The organism is Sphingobacterium sp. UBA2480, from assembly GCF_002341965.1.
Classification (GTDB): domain Bacteria; phylum Bacteroidota; class Bacteroidia; order Sphingobacteriales; family Sphingobacteriaceae; genus Sphingobacterium; species Sphingobacterium multivorum.
Genome location: NZ_DDPA01000010.1, coordinates 100067 through 118250, shown reverse-complemented (window position 1 = coordinate 118250; position 18184 = coordinate 100067). Strand labels below are relative to the sequence as shown.

Annotated in this window: 19 protein-coding genes; 12 read left to right on the top strand and 7 right to left on the bottom strand. The window is 39.3% G+C overall.

The genetic code is table 11. The annotated features are described in order from the left end of the window. Positions 1-97: 97 nt before the first annotated feature. Together lpxD and B3600_RS24395 are read right to left on the bottom strand one after the other, a co-directional pair. Positions 98-1138 carry a UDP-3-O-(3-hydroxymyristoyl)glucosamine N-acyltransferase gene (gene lpxD / locus B3600_RS24400; RefSeq protein ID WP_046674769.1) on the bottom strand — a complete coding sequence of 347 codons (1041 nt, stop codon included), beginning with the start codon at positions 1136-1138 and terminating at the stop codon, positions 98-100. Positions 1139-1171: 33 nt separating this feature from the next. Continuing rightward, positions 1172-2422 carry an HD domain-containing protein gene (locus tag B3600_RS24395; RefSeq protein WP_070561694.1) on the bottom strand — a complete coding sequence of 417 codons (1251 nt, stop codon included), beginning with the start codon at positions 2420-2422 and terminating at the stop codon, positions 1172-1174. A 218-nt stretch (positions 2423-2640) separates the two neighbouring features. On the opposite strand from B3600_RS24395, the gene B3600_RS24390 reads away from it, so the two are divergent. From B3600_RS24390 to B3600_RS24380, 3 genes are read left to right on the top strand one after another with little or no spacing between them, the layout of a single operon-like run. Beyond that, positions 2641-4194 carry a bifunctional response regulator/alkaline phosphatase family protein gene (locus tag B3600_RS24390; RefSeq protein WP_070561696.1) on the top strand — a complete coding sequence of 518 codons (1554 nt, stop codon included), beginning with the start codon at positions 2641-2643 and terminating at the stop codon, positions 4192-4194. A gap of 12 nt (positions 4195-4206) precedes the next feature. Further along, on the top strand, positions 4207-4617 hold the full coding sequence (gene tsaE / locus B3600_RS24385) for a tRNA (adenosine(37)-N6)-threonylcarbamoyltransferase complex ATPase subunit type 1 TsaE (protein WP_070561699.1): 411 nt from the start codon (positions 4207-4209) through the stop codon (positions 4615-4617). 24 nt (positions 4618-4641) lie between these two features. Further along, positions 4642-5688 carry an ABC transporter ATP-binding protein gene (locus B3600_RS24380; RefSeq protein WP_070561701.1) on the top strand — a complete coding sequence of 349 codons (1047 nt, stop codon included), beginning with the start codon at positions 4642-4644 and terminating at the stop codon, positions 5686-5688. Positions 5689-5697: 9 nt separating this feature from the next. On the opposite strand, the gene B3600_RS24375 is transcribed toward B3600_RS24380, so the two are convergent. Both B3600_RS24375 and B3600_RS24370 read right to left on the bottom strand, forming a co-directional pair. Next, positions 5698-6549 (bottom strand): alpha/beta hydrolase, encoded by an 852-nt coding sequence (locus B3600_RS24375; RefSeq protein ID WP_070561704.1) that lies wholly within the window; start codon positions 6547-6549, stop codon positions 5698-5700. A 112-nt stretch (positions 6550-6661) separates the two neighbouring features. Continuing rightward, on the bottom strand, positions 6662-7873 hold the full coding sequence (locus B3600_RS24370) for an alanine dehydrogenase (protein WP_112373985.1): 1212 nt from the start codon (positions 7871-7873) through the stop codon (positions 6662-6664). A 134-nt stretch (positions 7874-8007) separates the two neighbouring features. Here B3600_RS24370 and B3600_RS24365 point away from each other — a divergent pair, with 134 nt between their 5' ends. From B3600_RS24365 to ytxJ, 5 genes are all read left to right on the top strand, one after another. After that, positions 8008-9933 (top strand): polysaccharide biosynthesis protein, encoded by a 1926-nt coding sequence (locus B3600_RS24365; RefSeq protein WP_070561708.1) that lies wholly within the window; start codon positions 8008-8010, stop codon positions 9931-9933. Between the two features lie 78 nt (positions 9934-10011). Beyond that, entirely contained in the window at positions 10012-10683 is a 672-nt protein-coding gene (locus tag B3600_RS24360) for a tetratricopeptide repeat protein (RefSeq protein ID WP_046674761.1), read from the top strand. An 88-nt stretch (positions 10684-10771) separates the two neighbouring features. Next, positions 10772-11260, top strand: a complete 489-nt coding sequence (gene ribH / locus B3600_RS24355) for a 6,7-dimethyl-8-ribityllumazine synthase (RefSeq protein ID WP_070561710.1) — start codon at positions 10772-10774, stop codon at positions 11258-11260. A gap of 287 nt (positions 11261-11547) precedes the next feature. After that, positions 11548-12288: a hypothetical protein gene (locus B3600_RS24350; protein ID WP_286754760.1), complete on the top strand. Its 741-nt coding sequence runs from the start codon at positions 11548-11550 to the stop codon at positions 12286-12288. Between the two features lies 1 nt (position 12289). Next, positions 12290-12628 (top strand): bacillithiol system redox-active protein YtxJ, encoded by a 339-nt coding sequence (gene ytxJ / locus B3600_RS24345; RefSeq protein WP_197084070.1) that lies wholly within the window; start codon positions 12290-12292, stop codon positions 12626-12628. A 118-nt stretch (positions 12629-12746) separates the two neighbouring features. Here the strand turns inward: ytxJ and B3600_RS24340 are convergent, their stop codons facing one another. Together B3600_RS24340 and B3600_RS24335 are read right to left on the bottom strand one after the other, a co-directional pair. Continuing rightward, positions 12747-13796: an isoaspartyl peptidase/L-asparaginase family protein gene (locus tag B3600_RS24340; RefSeq protein ID WP_286754759.1), complete on the bottom strand. Its 1050-nt coding sequence runs from the start codon at positions 13794-13796 to the stop codon at positions 12747-12749. Then, positions 13789-14199 carry an RNA-binding S4 domain-containing protein gene (locus B3600_RS24335; protein WP_070561714.1) on the bottom strand — a complete coding sequence of 137 codons (411 nt, stop codon included), beginning with the start codon at positions 14197-14199 and terminating at the stop codon, positions 13789-13791. Before B3600_RS24335 ends, B3600_RS24340 begins: the two co-directional genes overlap by 8 nt. A gap of 177 nt (positions 14200-14376) precedes the next feature. On the opposite strand from B3600_RS24335, the gene B3600_RS24330 reads away from it, so the two are divergent. Genes B3600_RS24330 through folP form a run of 4 tightly spaced genes read left to right on the top strand, consistent with a single transcriptional unit; the run spans position 14377 to position 17154 of the window. Further along, positions 14377-15195: a 2,3,4,5-tetrahydropyridine-2,6-dicarboxylate N-succinyltransferase gene (locus B3600_RS24330; RefSeq protein ID WP_070561716.1), complete on the top strand. Its 819-nt coding sequence runs from the start codon at positions 14377-14379 to the stop codon at positions 15193-15195. Between the two features lie 24 nt (positions 15196-15219). Then, on the top strand, positions 15220-15798 hold the full coding sequence (locus tag B3600_RS24325; RefSeq protein WP_070561718.1) for an L-threonylcarbamoyladenylate synthase: 579 nt from the start codon (positions 15220-15222) through the stop codon (positions 15796-15798). Position 15799: 1 nt separating this feature from the next. Beyond that, positions 15800-16279: a DUF4920 domain-containing protein gene (locus B3600_RS24320; RefSeq protein WP_070561720.1), complete on the top strand. Its 480-nt coding sequence runs from the start codon at positions 15800-15802 to the stop codon at positions 16277-16279. A gap of 32 nt (positions 16280-16311) precedes the next feature. After that, positions 16312-17154 carry a dihydropteroate synthase gene (gene folP, locus B3600_RS24315; RefSeq protein WP_286754758.1) on the top strand — a complete coding sequence of 281 codons (843 nt, stop codon included), beginning with the start codon at positions 16312-16314 and terminating at the stop codon, positions 17152-17154. A 7-nt stretch (positions 17155-17161) separates the two neighbouring features. On the opposite strand, the gene B3600_RS24310 is transcribed toward folP, so the two are convergent. Beyond that, positions 17162-18184: a cytochrome-c peroxidase gene (locus B3600_RS24310; RefSeq protein WP_286754757.1), complete on the bottom strand. Its 1023-nt coding sequence runs from the start codon at positions 18182-18184 to the stop codon at positions 17162-17164.

The window sequence follows — 18184 nt, the reverse complement described above, 5'->3', positions numbered from 1 at the left end:
ACATTTATCCCTTAAGCTACATCGATGTTGCCATAGCCGTGCCTGGAATGCTTATTTCATCACCATTAAAGAACAGTTTATTTTCAATGAAAAATAATTATTTCAATTTTTTTTCTACTAACTTTTCTAACTCTTGGATTCGTTTTTCCAACTCAGGGAGGCGTGCAAAAATCACATTAGAACGCAATTGGGGCTGATAAGGCATCACCGGTGTACCGCCCCACTTTTTACCTTCTTCTTTAATCGATCTATTCACTCCTGATTGCGCCTGGATTTGAGAGCCCTTTGCAACAACAATATGACCAACAACCCCAACCTGGCCTCCTAAAACCACATGTTCTCCAATTTTTGAGCTACCAGAAATACCTGTTTGCGCTGCGATTACAGTATTCTTTCCAATATCAACATTATGTGCAATTTGAATCAAATTATCCAACTTAACACCATCACGCACGATTGTAGCACCCATTGTTGCTCTATCGATTACTGTATTGGCGCCGATCTCAACATTATCCTCCACTTGCACATAACCAATCTGAGGTACTTTTTTATATGTTCCGTCTTCTTGTGGTGCAAATCCAAATCCATCCGATCCGATCACAACACCAGAATGTACGACGACATTTTTCCCAATCTTACAATCATGATAAATCTTCACCCCTGGATAGAGTGTTGTATTATCTCCAATCGTTACTTTATCGCCAATATAGACCTGTGGGTAAATTTTCACGTTATCTCCAATGGAAGCTCCGCGTCCAATATATACAAATGCACCGATATAACCTCCTTGGCCGATCTCCGCTTCAGTATGTATAAAATGAGGCTCCTCACGTCCGCTTTTGTCAAGACGGAACTCATTATACATATTCAGAATAGTAGAGAAAGCAGCATATGCATTCTTCACCCGTATGATCGTTAAAGTCGGCTTAGTTGCTTGGGTCAATTGTAAATCTTCATTCACAATTACAATCGAGGCGTCAGTAGTATAAATAAAATGCTCATATTTTGGATTTGACAAAAAAGAAAGATCGCCTTTTTTACCTTCCTCAATTTTGGCAAGGTTACCTACAGTAACTTCTGGATTTCCTTCAATCCGTCCTTCTAATAATGTCCCTATTTGTTGAGCAGTAAATTGCATGGTACAAATCTATGTTTTTTTATTAAAAAATAACTACTTGATGGAAGTAATTGCAACATATCCCACCTCTTTTGGATAACATAAGGCGTATTTAGCCACATTTTTCGATAGTGCTTCTAAATTCCCTAGATCAGAAGCCTCTGTTATATCCACGAGCTCACCGGATTTCAATAATATTTTTATTTGATCCTTGGAAGAATTATAGGCACGGTTTTGAATTTCCTGCATAAATACATAATAATGAATATCCTCCTGAGCCACACCCAGCTCAGCTTGTACTTTCGATTTCACTAAATCTACATATGCTGGCGAGAATGGTTTATTGCTCATGACAGAGCGATATAGATTACGTTTCATAACGCGCTGGCACATTGTACTTAAAATAGAATCCTCATGATGTTCCCATGTTTTTATCGCAGACATAATATCCGTATCATCTAAACGAGTAAACCAATCCAAATGTAACGGGTCATCCAAAAAATTAGTTTTGTTGACCTGCTGGCTTAAAAACCAATGAAAAGCCGGGGTAGAAAAGAGCTTATGACCAGTAGCCGTTAAATATTTTGCCCGCTGCAGAATTTTAATCAATAATTGTTCAGCACCGATAACGGTCTTATGTAAATAGACTTGCCAATACATGAGCCGTCGTGCAATCAGGAATTTCTCCACAGAATACAGCCCTTTATATTCCACCACGATTTCATCCGCCACGACATTGAGCATTTTTATGATACGATCAAATGAGATCACTCCTTCCGATACACCGGTAAAAAAACTATCTCTATTGAGGTAATCCATTCGATCAACGTCCAATTGACTCGACACCAATTGATGGAGAAATCTGCGTTCATATTTATTGTTAAAGATTGTAATTGCCAAGCTTAACCTTCCGTCCAAATCCTGGTTGATACGATCCATCAACAGGGAGGACAATAACTCATGTGAAACTCCTTCAATCAAACTATGCTCCAAAGAATGGGAAAAAGGACCATGACCGATATCATGCAGCAAAATTGCCGAAAGAACAGCCTCCTCTTCATCCGCAGAAATGATGACACCTTTACTCCGCAAAGTTTCCAAAGCCATTGACATCAAATGCATCGCCCCTATGGCGTGCTGAAAACGAGTATGTAAAGCTCCGGGATAGACAAGATGCGTCATGCTCACCTGCTTAATATAGCGGAGCCTTTGAAAATAAGGATGTTGCACTAAGTCGAAGACCAATCCTGTAGGAATAGCGACAAATCCATATACCGGATCATTAATAATTTTATTTTTGTTCAACGTGGCGACAAATTAATACGATCATCAACACTATAAATTATGAAACCGAGCGCTTTAATTACGAAGCCTTGGGTAACACTAGTATAAACTTAAAACAAAGATAGTTAGTTCACCGTTAAGAAATGTTAAAAATAAAATCTAAAGCACGATATTTGCTTATGTTAGCATGAGATCGAAAATCCGATCCTCCCCTCTACTAATAGACATATAATAACAAGATGCAAAAAACACATATCCTTTGGGCTGACGATGAGATTGACTTTCTAAAACCACACATTTTATTTTTAGAAAGCAAAGGTTACAAAGTTGACACGGTCAACAATGGAAATGATGCCGTTGAAGCCTTTAAGAATGGTTTTTTCCACCTCGTTTTCCTAGACGAAAATATGCCTGGGCTAACCGGGCTCGAAACACTTGCTATACTCAAATCGATCAACCCTACTGTCCCTGTTGTTCTGGTTACAAAAAACGAAGAAGAACATGTCATGGAAGATGCCATCGGCTCCAAAATAGATGATTATCTGATCAAGCCGGTCAACCCCAAGCAGATCTTGATGACAATTAAAAAATTAACGGAGAACAAGCGTCTTGTCAATGAGAAAACATCCATGGCCTATCAACAAGACTTCCGCAATTTAGGGATGATTCTAAATGACAATTTGGATTTCAATCAATGGTCAGAAGTCTACAAAAAATTGGTCTACTGGGAATTGTCTCTCGAAAAGCTTGAAGATAACAATATGCATGAAATTCTGACGATGCAAAAATCCGAAGCAAACATGCAATTCTCAAAATTTATTGAAAACAACTATATACAATGGATTAATCGTCCCGAAAACGCGCCCATTCTATCCCACCAGCTATTTAAGAAGAAGGTATTTCCGACCATAGAAGATCATATACCGACATTTTTCTTTCTAATAGACAATTTGCGTTTCGATCAATGGAAAATTATCAATGAGGTCATTACCGATTATTTTAGACTTGAGGAGGAGATAACCTATTACAGTATTTTACCAACAGCAACACAATATGCTAGAAATGCCATCTTTAGTGGCTTAACTCCACTGGAAATGGAAAAACGCTTTCCGAAATTATGGCAAAACGATGAAGATGAAGGCGGCAAGAATTTATATGAGGATAAATTTTTGGAAGATCAGATCAAACGACTGTACCGCAAGTCCATAAAACACTCCTACACGAAAATTTTGACCCTGGAACAAGGAAAGGATGTGTTAGACAATCTTGGTAATTTGATGCACAATCAACTGAATGTATTGGTGTATAACTTTGTTGACATGCTTTCTCACGCACGTACAGACAGCTCTATGATTCGTGAATTAGCAAACGACGAAGCGGCATATCGCTCGCTTACATTGTCATGGTTTGAACACTCACCTTTATTAGAGGTTATAAAATGGCTCTCTCAAAAGAAAGTTCGTGTGATCATTACAACCGACCACGGCACGATCCGGGTAAAAAAACCAAGTAAAATAGTTGGTGACCGCAACACAAATACAAATTTGAGATATAAGCAAGGGAAAAACCTGAACTATATTGACAAAGATGTTTTTGCTATCAAAAATCCCCACGAGGCACAGCTGCCTAAACTTCATGTAAGTTCAACATACGTTTTTGCCAAAGAAGATTCGTATTTTGTTTACCCCAACAACTACAATCAATTTGTCAATTACTTTAATGGAACATTCCAACATGGTGGAATATCGCTGGAAGAAATGATTATCCCCTTTGCGACATACCTACCGAAATAGTAATTTTGCAACATGGAAATTATTGTAAATACCACAGCAGATCTATCTCAAGCGGCTCAGACACTTTTAAATAGTTTTCCAAAGGACCGGATTTTTCTATTATATGGTTCCATGGGAGCAGGAAAGACAACTTTTGTAAAACACCTGTGTAAACAATTGAATGTACAAGATAGTACATCTAGTCCAACATTCTCCATTGTTAATGAATATGAGTCTCCAGCTGGCCCCGTATATCACTTTGATTTTTACCGCATTAAAGATGAACAGGAGGCATTCGATTTTGGTTATGAGGAATATTTCTATTCAGGTGCTTATTGCTTTGTTGAGTGGCCGGAGAAAATCCCCAACTTACTTCCTGAAGAAGCAAAAGAGATACATATTAGCATCCTAGATGCAACAACACGTCAAATTTCTATTCGTTAACTACCTTTTTTTCGACTCCCTACTATGGCTCATTCATCCTCTTGTCAATATATTCCAACTGATATCCATGTGCCCGGATTAGCGGCTATACATGCCGAACACTTGAGCTTTTCCTTTCATGAGAACAATATGCAGTTTGCTGTTGAAAATAGTTCTTTCGATATCGACGAAGGAAAAATAACAGCGATCATTGGTGAATCTGGTAGTGGAAAAAGTACCTTGCTTAGACTTATATACGGTCTTTTGGAACCAACTGGTGGCATTGTGCGCTATAAAGGTTGGCAGGTCCCGACGCGCAAGGACAAGCTGATCCCCGGACATGATGCCATGAAATTAGTCTCGCAAGGCTTTGACGATTTGAATACGTATGCCAATGTATGGGATAATGTTGCTTCCCAATTGCCAAACACAGATATCAAACGCAAACAAGACAAAACTGCGGAAATATTACAACGTCTACGGATTGATCACCTCGCTAAAAAAAGAGTAGCCGACATCAGTGGCGGAGAAAAACAACGCGTCGCAATCTGTCGTGCACTAATCAACGAGCCTGAAGTCTTACTTATGGATGAACCATTCAATCAGGTCGATGCCTCTTTTAGGGATACCTTACAACAGGACATCAAGGATATTGTTAAAGAAACCGGGCTAACCGTCATTTTAGTTTCACACGATCCGACGGAAGTACTTGCCCTGGCAGATAATCTTATTGTGATGAAATCTGGCAAAATCCTGGATCAAAACAACCCACATGTGTTGTACAGCAATCCATCGCACCCTTATACTGCCCAATTATTGGCAAAAAGCAATATATTACAGGTTGAGCAAGCTCAAAATTTAGGCATAGCAAGCGAAAAACCAATCGCGATACATCAAGAATGGATCTCAATCAGTCCTGCCGAGCAGTCTACTTTTTTTGTGAAAGATGTCCGATTCAGAGGTTTTTATTATGAAATCGTCGTCAGCAATAATGAGATTAACTTACATGCGATTATTACATCGCAAATAATTCCACAAAAACAACAGGCTGTTGACCTAACAATATCCCACTGGATCTCTTTTGACCATTAATTGCATAGCTTAGTCCTGTGTATCAAGCCAAGATAAAAATGCGTCAAACCATAACTTATCCGAAGTTTTGTTAATTAATCCAAAACCGTGTCCCCCTTGCTCAAAGGTATAAAGCTTGTTGGGTACTTTTGACTTGTCCAGAGCAGCAATCATTCTATAACTGTTTTCTATCGGTACAGCTGTATCGTCTTTGGCATGTACAAAGAAAACCGGACAAACTTCAGGAGATACCTGCAAATTGGAAGAAAAAAGGTTGATTTGGTCTTCTGAAGGGTTTTCTCCGATGAGATTTATACGCGAACCTTTGTGTGTGATATCATTTTGCATAGAGATTACAGGATAAATTAATCCAGCAAAATCAGGTCTTAGGGATACATGTGAAGGATTCACTATATAGTCTTTCTTAAACTTCGTTATTAAAGTGGAAGCCAAATGTCCGCCTGCGGAAAATCCGATAACCCCCACCTTTCGAAGTCCGGGGTGCAGGGTTCTGATCAATTGCATTGCCCGCTGCGCGTCCTGAAGAGGCCCTATAGATTTGTCACGCATGATATTCGGCGAAGGCAATCGATATTGCAAAACATATGCCGAATACCCATTTTTCACCAACTCTTTAGCAACGGCATGTCCCTCATGATCCATTGCGATATGAGCATACCCGCCCCCAGGAATAACCAGTACGGCGATATTTTTATCGACACTTTTATCTGCTGTATAGGCAAATAGCTTGGGGACGTTCTTTTCTAAATTTACCTGCTCTTTATCAGTCGCATTTGGAATAGAATCTGCATAAAGGTTGATTGCCTCCTGCGCTTTAACAAGCGAGATCAAGGAACATAAAATCATAAAAACTTTTTTCATTTAAATAACATTTAAAAAAGATCGCAAAATTATATTTACTAGAAATATCCTTCCATTTTACATGCAACATCTGCATGGAGTAGATCAAGAAGCAGCTGGATACGCTTAGAATTTATAACGAAGAGACGACTAATAAATCTAAATCCTTTGCTGTCATATTAAACCTGGAGGCCATATCTATATTCGTCAGATTACCTTGATACAAATAAATGGAACTTCGAATACCAGGGTTCTTCCAAATGGCATTTTTCAATCCCCCGAGTTCAGCAAAATCGAGTAAAATCGAAGTGAAGATATTGCTCATGGCATAGGTGGCTGTTCGCGCTACCCGAGACGCTATATTAGGAACACAATAGTGAATAACATCAAATTTCCGAAAGACAGGTTTATCGTGAGAGGTCACCTCCGAAGTTTCAAAATTGCCCCCTTGATCAATGCTTACATCTATAATAACGGAATTGGGTTTCATTTTAGAAACGGTCTCTTCCGAAATCACGCAAGCGGAACGTCCATTAAGCGCTCGTAAAGCACCGATAACAACGTCTGAACTGATCACGGCTTTGTTTAAAATAATAGGTTGTATAACAGATGTGAACACACGACTACCCAGGTTATTTTGTAGGCGTCTAAGTTTATAAATCGAATTATCAAATACTTTTACCTCTGCTCCTAGCGCTAAAGCCGTCCGAGCAGCTTGTTCACCAACGGTCCCTGCGCCGATAATAACAACTTCGGTCGAGGCTACCCCGGTAACGCCGCCGAGCATCAGTCCCTTGCCTCCAAATGCATTGCTCAGATACTCTCCAGCAATTAAAGTTGCCGTCGCCCCTACGATTTCACTCATAGCACGAACCACAGCTAGGCAACCGCCCTCATCTCTTAAATATTCGTAAGAAATTGCGGTAATTTTTTTATGCATTAATGCCTTTAAGACATCCAAGTTCATAAGTGAAGGTTGCTGAGAAGATAATAAAAGCTGTCTTTCTTTCATCAGCTTGACTTCACTAATTACAGGGCTGCCAACCTTGATGATCAGATCCGCTTGGTACACTTCTTCTCTTGAAGATACAATACGGGCTCCCTGCTCACTATAATGGTGATCCAAAAAATTGGCTCCTGCTCCTGCTCCCGTCTCAATGATTACTTCGTGCCCATTTTCTACCAATAATGCAACCGCTAATGGTGTCAGGCAAATTCGCTTTTCCTGAAGCGAGATTTCTTTTGGAATGCCAATAAATAAACTTTTTGCATTCTTTTTCTTCTCAAACAGCATCTCTTTTGGAGAAATCATAGCCTGACTCGCAAGCTTTCCTAACTCATTCATCTTGTAAAATTGATCGTTAGCTAAAATTACAATAAATAATCAATCTTATCAAACGAAGATAAATTTGGTTTGGCACAGCTTTGGAATGAAACAAATTTATCTACATTTGTTTTAAATTAATCAGATATAATACCATGCTCAGTAAAGTCAATATAGTGCCACGGTGGATCATTTTTTTATTGGACATCTTTAGTGTATCCGTCGCTTATCTCCTCGCAAATGTCATTTATTATGATTTTAATTTCGATTTTTTACTCGATATTGATTTTAGCATTCGTTACATTTTATTTATCGGTGTATGTTCTTTGTCGTTCTATCTCTTTAAAATGTATACTGGGATCGTGCGTTACACAAGCGCCATCGATTCCATACGTATATTATCAACGATAACATTCAGTGTGTTTGTTCTCCTCGTTATAAAACTAGTTATCCAAGCAAATGAAATCGAGCGCAACATTCCAACGGCACTCATTATCTTCTTTGCCCTATTCTCCTTTCTTATTTTAACTGTATATAGGACAATTATTAAGATTTTCTTTCTATACACCAAAAAAGTCAACGGTTCCAGAAAAAAAACACTGATCTACGGAGCTGGTGATTTGGGGATTGCTGTAAAAAGAACCTTAGACCATGATGTACGTTCCAAAAATGCTATTGTAGGATTCTTGGATGATAATGATCAAAAAATCAACAAAGTAATTGATGGGACCAAAATTTACTCTTCTCAAAAGTTTAGCCACCTCATCAACACACTAAATATTGAAGAGGTCATCATCGCGTCACACAACATCCCTTCGGACCGCAAAAATGAAATAACAGATGTCGCGCTCGAAAAAAACGTCAATATTTTAACACTTCCGCCCGTTAAAAAGATCATGAATGGCGACCTTAACCCCAATCAGATTCAGAAAATAAAAATTGAAGATTTGTTGGAAAGGGAGCCGATCAAGATTAACGACGACCACATCTTAAGCCAGACGAAGGGCAAAAGAATCCTTGTTACTGGAGCAGCCGGTTCTATCGGAAGTGAAATTGCAACCCAATTGGGAAGATACGAGCCCCAGATGATTATTCTTTGTGACCAAGCAGAGTCCCCCTTACATAATCTCCAGCTTGACCTTCAAGATGAATTCCCAAATCAAGTCTATCATACTTATATAGCAGACGTCCGAAGTACAAAAAGGATGCAATTGCTTTTTGACACGTTCAAGCCGCACTATGTTTATCATGCGGCAGCATACAAACATGTGCCAATGATGGAAAACCATCCTTTGGAAGCGGTACAGACCAATGTTATGGGAACAAAGAATTTGGCGGATTTAGCCGTAGAATTTCAGGTTGAAAAATTTGTCTTTGTCTCTACCGATAAAGCTGTAAATCCCACGAATATCATGGGGGCGACAAAACGTATCGCAGAAATCTATGTACAATCGTTAAACAATCATTTGGAAAATACATTGGGGGCAAGTGTTCACACCAAATTTATAACAACACGCTTTGGCAATGTCTTAGGCTCCAATGGATCTGTTATCCCCCGATTCAGGGACCAGATTCAAAAAGGTGGCCCTGTAACCGTTACTCATCCAGAAATTACACGGTATTTTATGACCATTCCCGAAGCATGCCGACTAGTCCTTGAAGCTGGAACAATGGGACAAGGTGGCGAAATTTTTGTCTTTGATATGGGTAAATCTGTAAAAATAGTAGAGCTAGCTAAAAAAATGATTCGCCTTTCGGGATTTAAACCGAATGAAGATATTGAAATAAAATTCACGGGATTAAGGCCTGGTGAAAAACTATATGAGGAATTACTAAATGATTTAGAGAATACCTTACCGACGCACCACGAGAAAATCATGATCGCCAAAGTCAGAGAAAATAATTATGATAGGGTGTGTATGAAAATCGGAGAATTGCAACAGCGTTTAGCGACGCAGAACAAAAACGAAGTTGTCTATCAAATGAAAATTATTGTACCTGAATTCAAAAGTAAAAACTCCATCTACGAACAGCTAGATAAGGAAATTGAACTATCGAATGAGTCGGAAAACCAAAGTTAATTCACGTTAAAATTTGCAAAACACTTGCAAATTTGCTCGAAAAGTGTATTTTTGCAATCCATATTTTACTGATTAGTAATGTCTAAAAACACAAATAATACAAATCAAGGTTTCAAACCTTCAAAAGGATCTTTTTTTCAAGATAACCAAAAAAGTGTCGTGTTCATTTTAGGTGGTATCGTTGTATTGATCTTACTTTATTTTGGATATCAAAAGCTTTATCTAGATCCAAGAGCAGAAGAAGCTTCGAATCGTATGTACAAAGCAGAACAGCTTGCTACAATTGATTCGTTACAAAGTAAAGCAATCATGGGCGATGGTGCATTTCTTGGATTTAAACAAATTGCGGACGAATATTCCAATACAAAATCCGCAAATATTGCAAACGCATATTTAGGAGGTTTGTATTTGCGTCAAGGTAAATTCGATGAAGCTGCAAAAGCGCTTGAAAAATATGCTCCGACAGGAAGTCAAATTCTAGATCCACTCGTAATTGGTTTAACAGGTGATGCTTATTCAGAATTAAAAGACTACAAAAAAGCTGCAGACTACTATAAGCAGGCTTCTGAAAAATCAAGCAACTCGTATACAACTCCACTCTTTTTGAAAAAACTAGGACTTGTATATGAAGCCCAAAATGACTACAAAAGTGCAGAGACAGCTTACAAGAAGATTAAAACAGATTTTCCGGAAAGCCAAGAAGCTTCAACAATTGATGGTTTATTAGGCCGTGTACAAGCACATTTATAATAGAATAATTATAAAAATATACTAAAAAGAGGCTATTTGATAGCCTCTTTTTTTGTGACCATCTAAAATCACTATCTTTGTTCCTATTATGGCAAGTAGCATTAAAAATTTATCCGACTTTTCGCATATTCAGGTTGCGGATGCAAGTCCATTCAAATTTGCAATCGTTGTTGCACAATGGAATGCAGAAATCACAGGTGCATTATTGAATGGTGCAATTACAGGCTTAGAGAAGCATGGCGCTCAAGAAAAAAATATCCAAGTCATCGAGGTTCCTGGAAGTTTCGAATTAATTTCGGGAGCAGATCTTGTGTTCAGAAACCAGAATTTTGATGCTGTTATTTGTTTAGGCTGCGTCATTCAGGGTGAGACGAGACACTTTGATTTTATCTGCGATGCAGTTGCAAATGGCATTGCCAATGTAGGGCTCAAATACAATAAACCAGCCATTTTTGGTGTATTAACTACTGATAACCTTCAGCAAGCATTGGATCGTGCTGGTGGAAAACATGGCAACAAAGGCGAAGAAGCTGCTATTACAGCAATACAAATGGCCCATATTGCCAAAAAATTCTAGTTTGGTATTAATTTTGCCTACCATTCAATGATGAAAAGTATTACTGAGCACAGCTTATTACTCAGTTACTTATATTTTGGACAAATCGATTAATAACATATTCAGTTATCTTATTAATCGATTTTTATTTTTTCACTGGAATAAATTGTTATTGAATTGTTTTGATTGTATTGTAAATCAGATGTACAACAATCGATAGTTTTATAGACAATGACGCAATGATGAAGTTTATCCCGATCAATTTTGATACGGCTTACTTGATGATTGTTTCTTAAAAAAATAGGATTATGAAAACATTATCGAATGTACTCTTGGTCGTTATGCTGACGTTATTCTGTCAGCTGGATCTAGTGGCGCAAGACGATAGTCTAAACAAGCAGATTTGGCAAAGTATTGGTGGCCAGGAAAAATGGGATTCTTTGCAATATTTGGCATTCTCAGCAAAGGGAAATACCATCTCCGACCAATTGTCAAAAGAAGAGCGAAAATTCTTGTTCAATCGCAGCACCGGAGCATGTCGATTTGACGGCTATAGCGGCACAGATCAGGTGACCTATCTGTTTAATTTTAAGAATCCAGGGGCCGATAAACTCTTTATTGGAGGGAATATAGCTGGAGATGGGCCAGAGCTAAAAAAGTCAATTAAAAACCAGCTATTTTCGGATCTCAATCTACTACTTTTACCCACCTTGATCGGACAGAAGAATGTGCAGCTGAAAAGCCAAAAGGAAAGCTTTAGTGGTGGACAAAAATTAACTATCGCAACTATCAGCTCATCTGGCCCTATCTTCGGCTCAAAGATGGATGGTTTGCTTTACATTGATCAAAATACCGGTGAGATTGTACGTTACGAATACACAGATAAGGGCGAAAAAAACACTTATGAAGTGAGCAAATATAAGGAGATTGGCGATGGTATACGTTTACCTAGTTTCTTCAATTCGACAAGCAATGACCAAAAGAGTTGTATATTCTCCGCTATTTCGTCTTTTGTACAAGTAGAACAGAAAAAATTTACAGAACTATAATATGATTAACTGGATAGAATTAAATACAGAGGAACAGTTACAGGAGCTTTATCAATCCGATAAAGTTGCAGCCATCTTTAAACATAGCACGACTTGTGGTATCAGCAATATGGCTAAGCGCAGTCTTGAGCGTATGTCTGCTACTTCAGACCATGATTATGCAATCTATCTTTTAGATCTTTTGCGCTACCGTCCATTATCAAATGAGATTGCCCAACGTTGGAATGTAACACATCAATCTCCTCAGATACTGATTGTTGAAGGAAAAGAAAGTCTATATGATGCTTCCCATGGCGATATCCAATTTGATGAGATTGAACAATACCTGACGGCAATTTAATAGTATAGGCCATAATCGCTGTTCAATAAAAAATTAGTTAACAAAATTTATCCCAAGGGGTTAATATGTTATATTGATCCCTTGGGATATATTATGATGATGAAAACAGCTGTGCTGGCTATTTATAAATTTCTACTGTTATCTTACCGTCTTTGGTCACGGTACCCCGGTACATCCCGGCAGTATTAAAAGGCATAGCAACATGTCCATTTTTATCCAGCGCTATCATGCCGCCATTACCGCCCATTTCACCAATCCGATCGATCACTTGCTGACTCGCCTTATCAACATACTCACCTTTGTATTCCATTAAAGCAGACACCGAATATGCAGCCACGGCTCGGATATAATATTCTCCCCATCCAGTACAGGAAACAGCACAGGTATTATTGTTCGCATACGTTCCAGCACCAATAATTGGCGAATCTCCGACACGTCCAAACTTCTTGTTTGTCATCCCTCCTGTAGATGTACCGGCGGCCAGGTTACCTGCTTTATCCAAAGCAACACAACCAACTGTACCAAATTTAGCATCCTTATTGATGATTCCTAAACGTGAGCTTTGTTTTTGATCGTGATCTAGTTGTGTTTGCGTACTGTCCTCCCTGTTCACTTTCTGCAAAGCATCCCAACGTGCTTTAGTCCAAAAATAAGAAGGATCTACGATGGTTAGCCCCACTTTTCTTGCAAATTCTTCGGCACCTTTCCCCACCATCATAACATGCTCAGACTGTTCCATCACCGCTTTTGCTGCTGAGATTGGATTTTTGATCGTCGTCACTCCTGCAACTGCGCCCGCAGCCAAGGATTTACCATCCATGATCGAGGCATCCAGCTCGTTGCGTCCGTCATGTGTAAAAACCGCTCCTTTCCCTGCATTAAACAAAGGTGAGTCTTCCATCACATGGATAGCCGATTCGACGGCATCCAAACTGGATTTACCTTCTTGCAACTTTTGGTAGCCTATACGAAGTGCTTGCTCTAAGACAATCCGATAAGCTTGTTCCATCGAATCTGTCATATTCTTTTTCAAGATCGTCCCCGCTCCACCATGGATCGCCAAAACAAATCCGCCCTCTGTCACGTTTACAGATTTTTTATACGACTTACAGGAGATAGCCAACAGGGCTCCCGCAATTATCACAGCACTTATCTTGAGCTTATTCATCTTCTTTCTCCCACCATTCTGAAGATTGTAAATCATCTATCTCACGACGGTCTTTTTTCGTAGGACGCCCTGTACCGCGATCGCGTTTTAGGACAGGAGCATGAAATACGGATTTAAACCCTACCGTTTCTTCTACAGGCGTCTGATCTTCGTAGAATTGAACAGCAGTCTTGGCGTCAACACGACGGTCTAAAAGACCTGTCACCTGCACCACTTTTTTTTCAATTCCCTTTTGGATATGGTATACATCTCCGATCTTAACTTCATAAGAGGGTTTTATATTTTGGCCTTTGAGTTTTACTCGTCCAGCCTTACAGGCCTCTGTTGCCAAGGTTCTTGTCTTAAATAAGCGAATTGACCACAAATATTTATCAATTCTCAATTTTTCTGATGTTCCAGCCATATTTACAAAAATAATTATATTCAGAAACTATCGGGGCCCCTTCCAGGTAAATTAACATATTTCCGTTATAAATATATGCTTAAAGCACAAGGAGCCATGGATAAAGTTGCTTTTAACTGCAACTTTATCTAAGTTTGTACATCAAAATAAACTAATTCAAATAAGCAAACAAATAATATGGTAGAGCCACTTAAAAAATTGATTGAGGAAGCTTGGGAAGATAGACAATTATTGGAGTATAAAGAATATACAGAAGCGATCCGCGCTGTTATCATGAAGTTGGATAGCGGTGAAATCCGTGTGGCTGAGATGATCGGTACAAGATGGCATGTAAATGATTGGATAAAAAAAGCGGTCATCTTATATTTTCCAATCAATGATATGCGCGAAATGACTGCAGGTCCTTTTGTGTTTCATGATAAAATGAAATTAAAAACAGACTACAAGCACACAGGTGTACGTGTTGTACCTGGAGCTTCCGCTCGTTTAGGTGCATATTTGGCTAAAGGAGTGATTATGATGCCTTCTTACGTTAATATCGGTGCTTATGTAGACGAAGGTACCATGGTGGATACCTGGGCAACTGTTGGCTCTTGTGCGCAAATTGGGAAACATGTACACTTAAGTGGCGGCGTCGGAATTGGAGGTGTATTGGAGCCGGTACAAGCAGCCCCGGTTATTATTGAGGACAATGTTTTTATCGGTTCAAGAGCGATCGTAGTAGAAGGCATTCGTGTAGAAAAAGAGGCTGTATTAGGTGCCAATGTTGTATTGACAGCCTCAACAAAAATTATCGACGTTACGGGACCTGAACCTGTAGAATATAAAGGTTATGTACCTGCCCGCTCTGTTGTTATTCCGGGTTCTTACACCAAGAAATTTGCAGCGGGGGAATACCAAGTTCCTTGCGCTTTGATCATTGGTCAACGTAAAGAGTCTACAGACAAAAAGACTTCATTAAATGACGCACTACGTGATCATAATGTAGCTGTATAAAGTTAAAACTAGTATAAAGATAAGATGAGTGCATTCGTAGATCGTGAGGATTTGAATAAGGCCTTGGAGACGTTAAAAAACGGCGGATTAATTCTATACCCCACCGACACCATTTGGGGGATAGGCTGTGATGCCACCAATCCAGAAGCCGTGGAGAAAGTTTTCCAACTAAAAGGAAGAGATAAATCCAAAAGTCTGATCGTCCTTTTACACAACGACAATCAATTAGCGAGTTATGTAAATGAAATCCCGGATGTGGCTTATCAACTTATTGAATATACAGAAAAACCCTTGACAATTGTCTATTCGAATGCCAAAAATCTTGCGCCCAATGCAATTGCTGAGGACGGTTCAATTGGCATTCGAATTGTCAAACACCCTTTTTGTGAACAGCTTTTGCAACGGTTTCGCAAACCGATCATTTCAACTTCGGCAAATATCAGTGGTGAGCCAACGGCAAAAGATTTTGACGAAATATCGGATGCCATCAAGGATGGGGTAGACTATATTGTTACCTATGACAGAAACGTAACAACAGATGGGAAATCATCTACTGTCATGAAGCTGGACCCTAGTGGTAAATTTGAATTTATTAGAAAATAGCATGAAAAAGATCGTTTTATTTTTTGCATTAGCCTTTGCTGTTACCAATATATCTTTGGCACAGCAAAAGGATATTCCCGGCGCCAAACCTGGTGTAAAATATGGGAAAGAAATCTCTGCGTCCAATGCGATTTCAGTAGCAAAGCTTGAAAAAGAACTTACGCAAAAGAACGCATTCAACGGAAAGGTAGCCGGTAAGGTCGTTGAGGTATGTAAGAAAAAAGGCTGTTTCATGACGTTGCAACGGGAAGGTGAAGAGCCTATTACCGTTCGTTTTAAGGACTATGGTTTCTTCATGCCAGCAGACATTGTCGGTAAAACGGTTGTTGTCGAGGGTATTGCGAAGAAAAAAGAAGTTTCTGTAGCGTCGTTACAACATGCGGCAAAGGATCTGGGTAAATCACAGGCTGAAATAGATCAGATTACTCAACCTAAAAAAGATATTAGCATTATTGCCGACGGCGTTTTGGTTGTCAAATAAGACCGTCTTTCACCACGCCTAGCATTGTTCTGATGAAAAGATTCCACCCCTCACCCTGTCATTCCATACTGGTCGATGGTACCTTAATGACCTTCGAAAAGCCCATTATTATGGGGATACTCAATGTGACTCCAGATTCGTTTTATGATGGTGGCGACAATACAACCGTCGAACTTGCGGTAGAGAAAGCCAAGAAGCTATTGCTTGAAGGTGCTCAAATTCTTGATATTGGCGCCTATTCCTCACGTCCAGGTGCTCCATTGATCTCATCACAGGAGGAAATGGATCGAGCTCTTCCTGCTATTCGGGCGATTAAAGCAGCGTTTCCTGATGCTATTTTGTCGATCGATACGTTTAGAGCTGATGTTGCTGCTGCTGCAATCGATGCGGGAGTGCACATCATAAATGATGTGTCGGGAGGTACGCTCGACGATAACATGTTCGCCACGGTAGCAAAATATCAGGTTCCGTATATTCTCATGCATATGCGCGGTATTCCCGAAAATATGCAGGAAAAAACCGATTACAACGATATTGTAACTGACGTAGCCACCTTTTTAGGTGACCGCATTGCGACGCTAAGAAGTATGGGGGTGAAAGATATTATTCTTGATCCGGGATTTGGTTTTGCAAAGACAGTGGAACAAAACTATGAGTTACTCTATCGTGTCAATGAACTTCATTACTTTGAATTACCAATTTTGGGCGGAATATCCCGTAAATCCATGATTTATAAAAAAATCGGAATCACCGCCCAGGAAGCTTTAAACGGCACCACTGCTTTAAATACGCTACTTCTCGAAAGAGGTGTACAAATTCTCCGCGTACATGATGTAAAGGAAGCAAAGCAATTGGTTGATCTCTTCTATTCGTAAATCAGCATTATTTGCCTACAAATTTCGGATCACTTAATGTTTTAATAAAAGCGATGATCGCTTCCTTTTCTTCTTCTGTCATAGGAATTCTTTTTCCATTTTCTTTCAAAATCGGATCAAGGTTAGCTGCATCCAAAACACCCTTGTCGAAATAATCCAGCACAGATTTCAACGTTGGAAACTGCCCAAAACTTCCATAGGGCGCTGTGTATTCGGCATTTCGTAAAGACGGTACCCGAAAAGCCATATAATCTGTTTCGATACCTGTGATACGTGCTCGCCCGGCCTCATCTGGATGTTTGTTTAAAGGAAACCCGACATTTCTAAAACTCTGATCGGTAAATAGTTCTGATGCATGGCAGCTTTCACATTTCAATTTAAACAGCTGATACCCCCGTTCTTCCTCGATAGTGAATTGCTCTCCTTCACCTCGTTTTACCTTGTCATATTTACTGTCGGCTGAAATTAGAGTATACTCATATTGTCCAATGCTTTTATAAATTCGTTCAGGTGTAACATTCTCATCGCCAAAGGCCTTCTTGAACAATACTTTGTAGTCAAAATCCCCTTTAATTTTGCCGATAACCTCCAAGATAGAAGAGTTCATCTCTTCATGCGTGATAATTGGAACTAAAGGTTGCTTTTCCAGTTCGAGTATATTGCCATCCCAATTATAAAATTTCATAAAAGCCAAATTCTGCAAAGGCGGCGTATTCCGAAATCCAACACGATCATCTATCCCTACCGCCTGCATTTTTCCATCGGAAAAAGCAAATGCGGGGTTATGGCAACTGGCACATGATATCGTATTATTTCCACTGAATCTTTTCTCATGAAACAGCTTTTCCCCCAATTCAACACCATATTTTGTTGGCTTATTGCTCTTAAACGCATTATTTAGATTCGGAAAATCCGCAGGAATATTGAAAGTGACTATAGGGTTATCTTCCAGCTTAGAACCAACAATATCATCCCTACTACAGGATAAAGCAATCACTATAATGGTCAGGATTAAGATGACTTTTTTCAT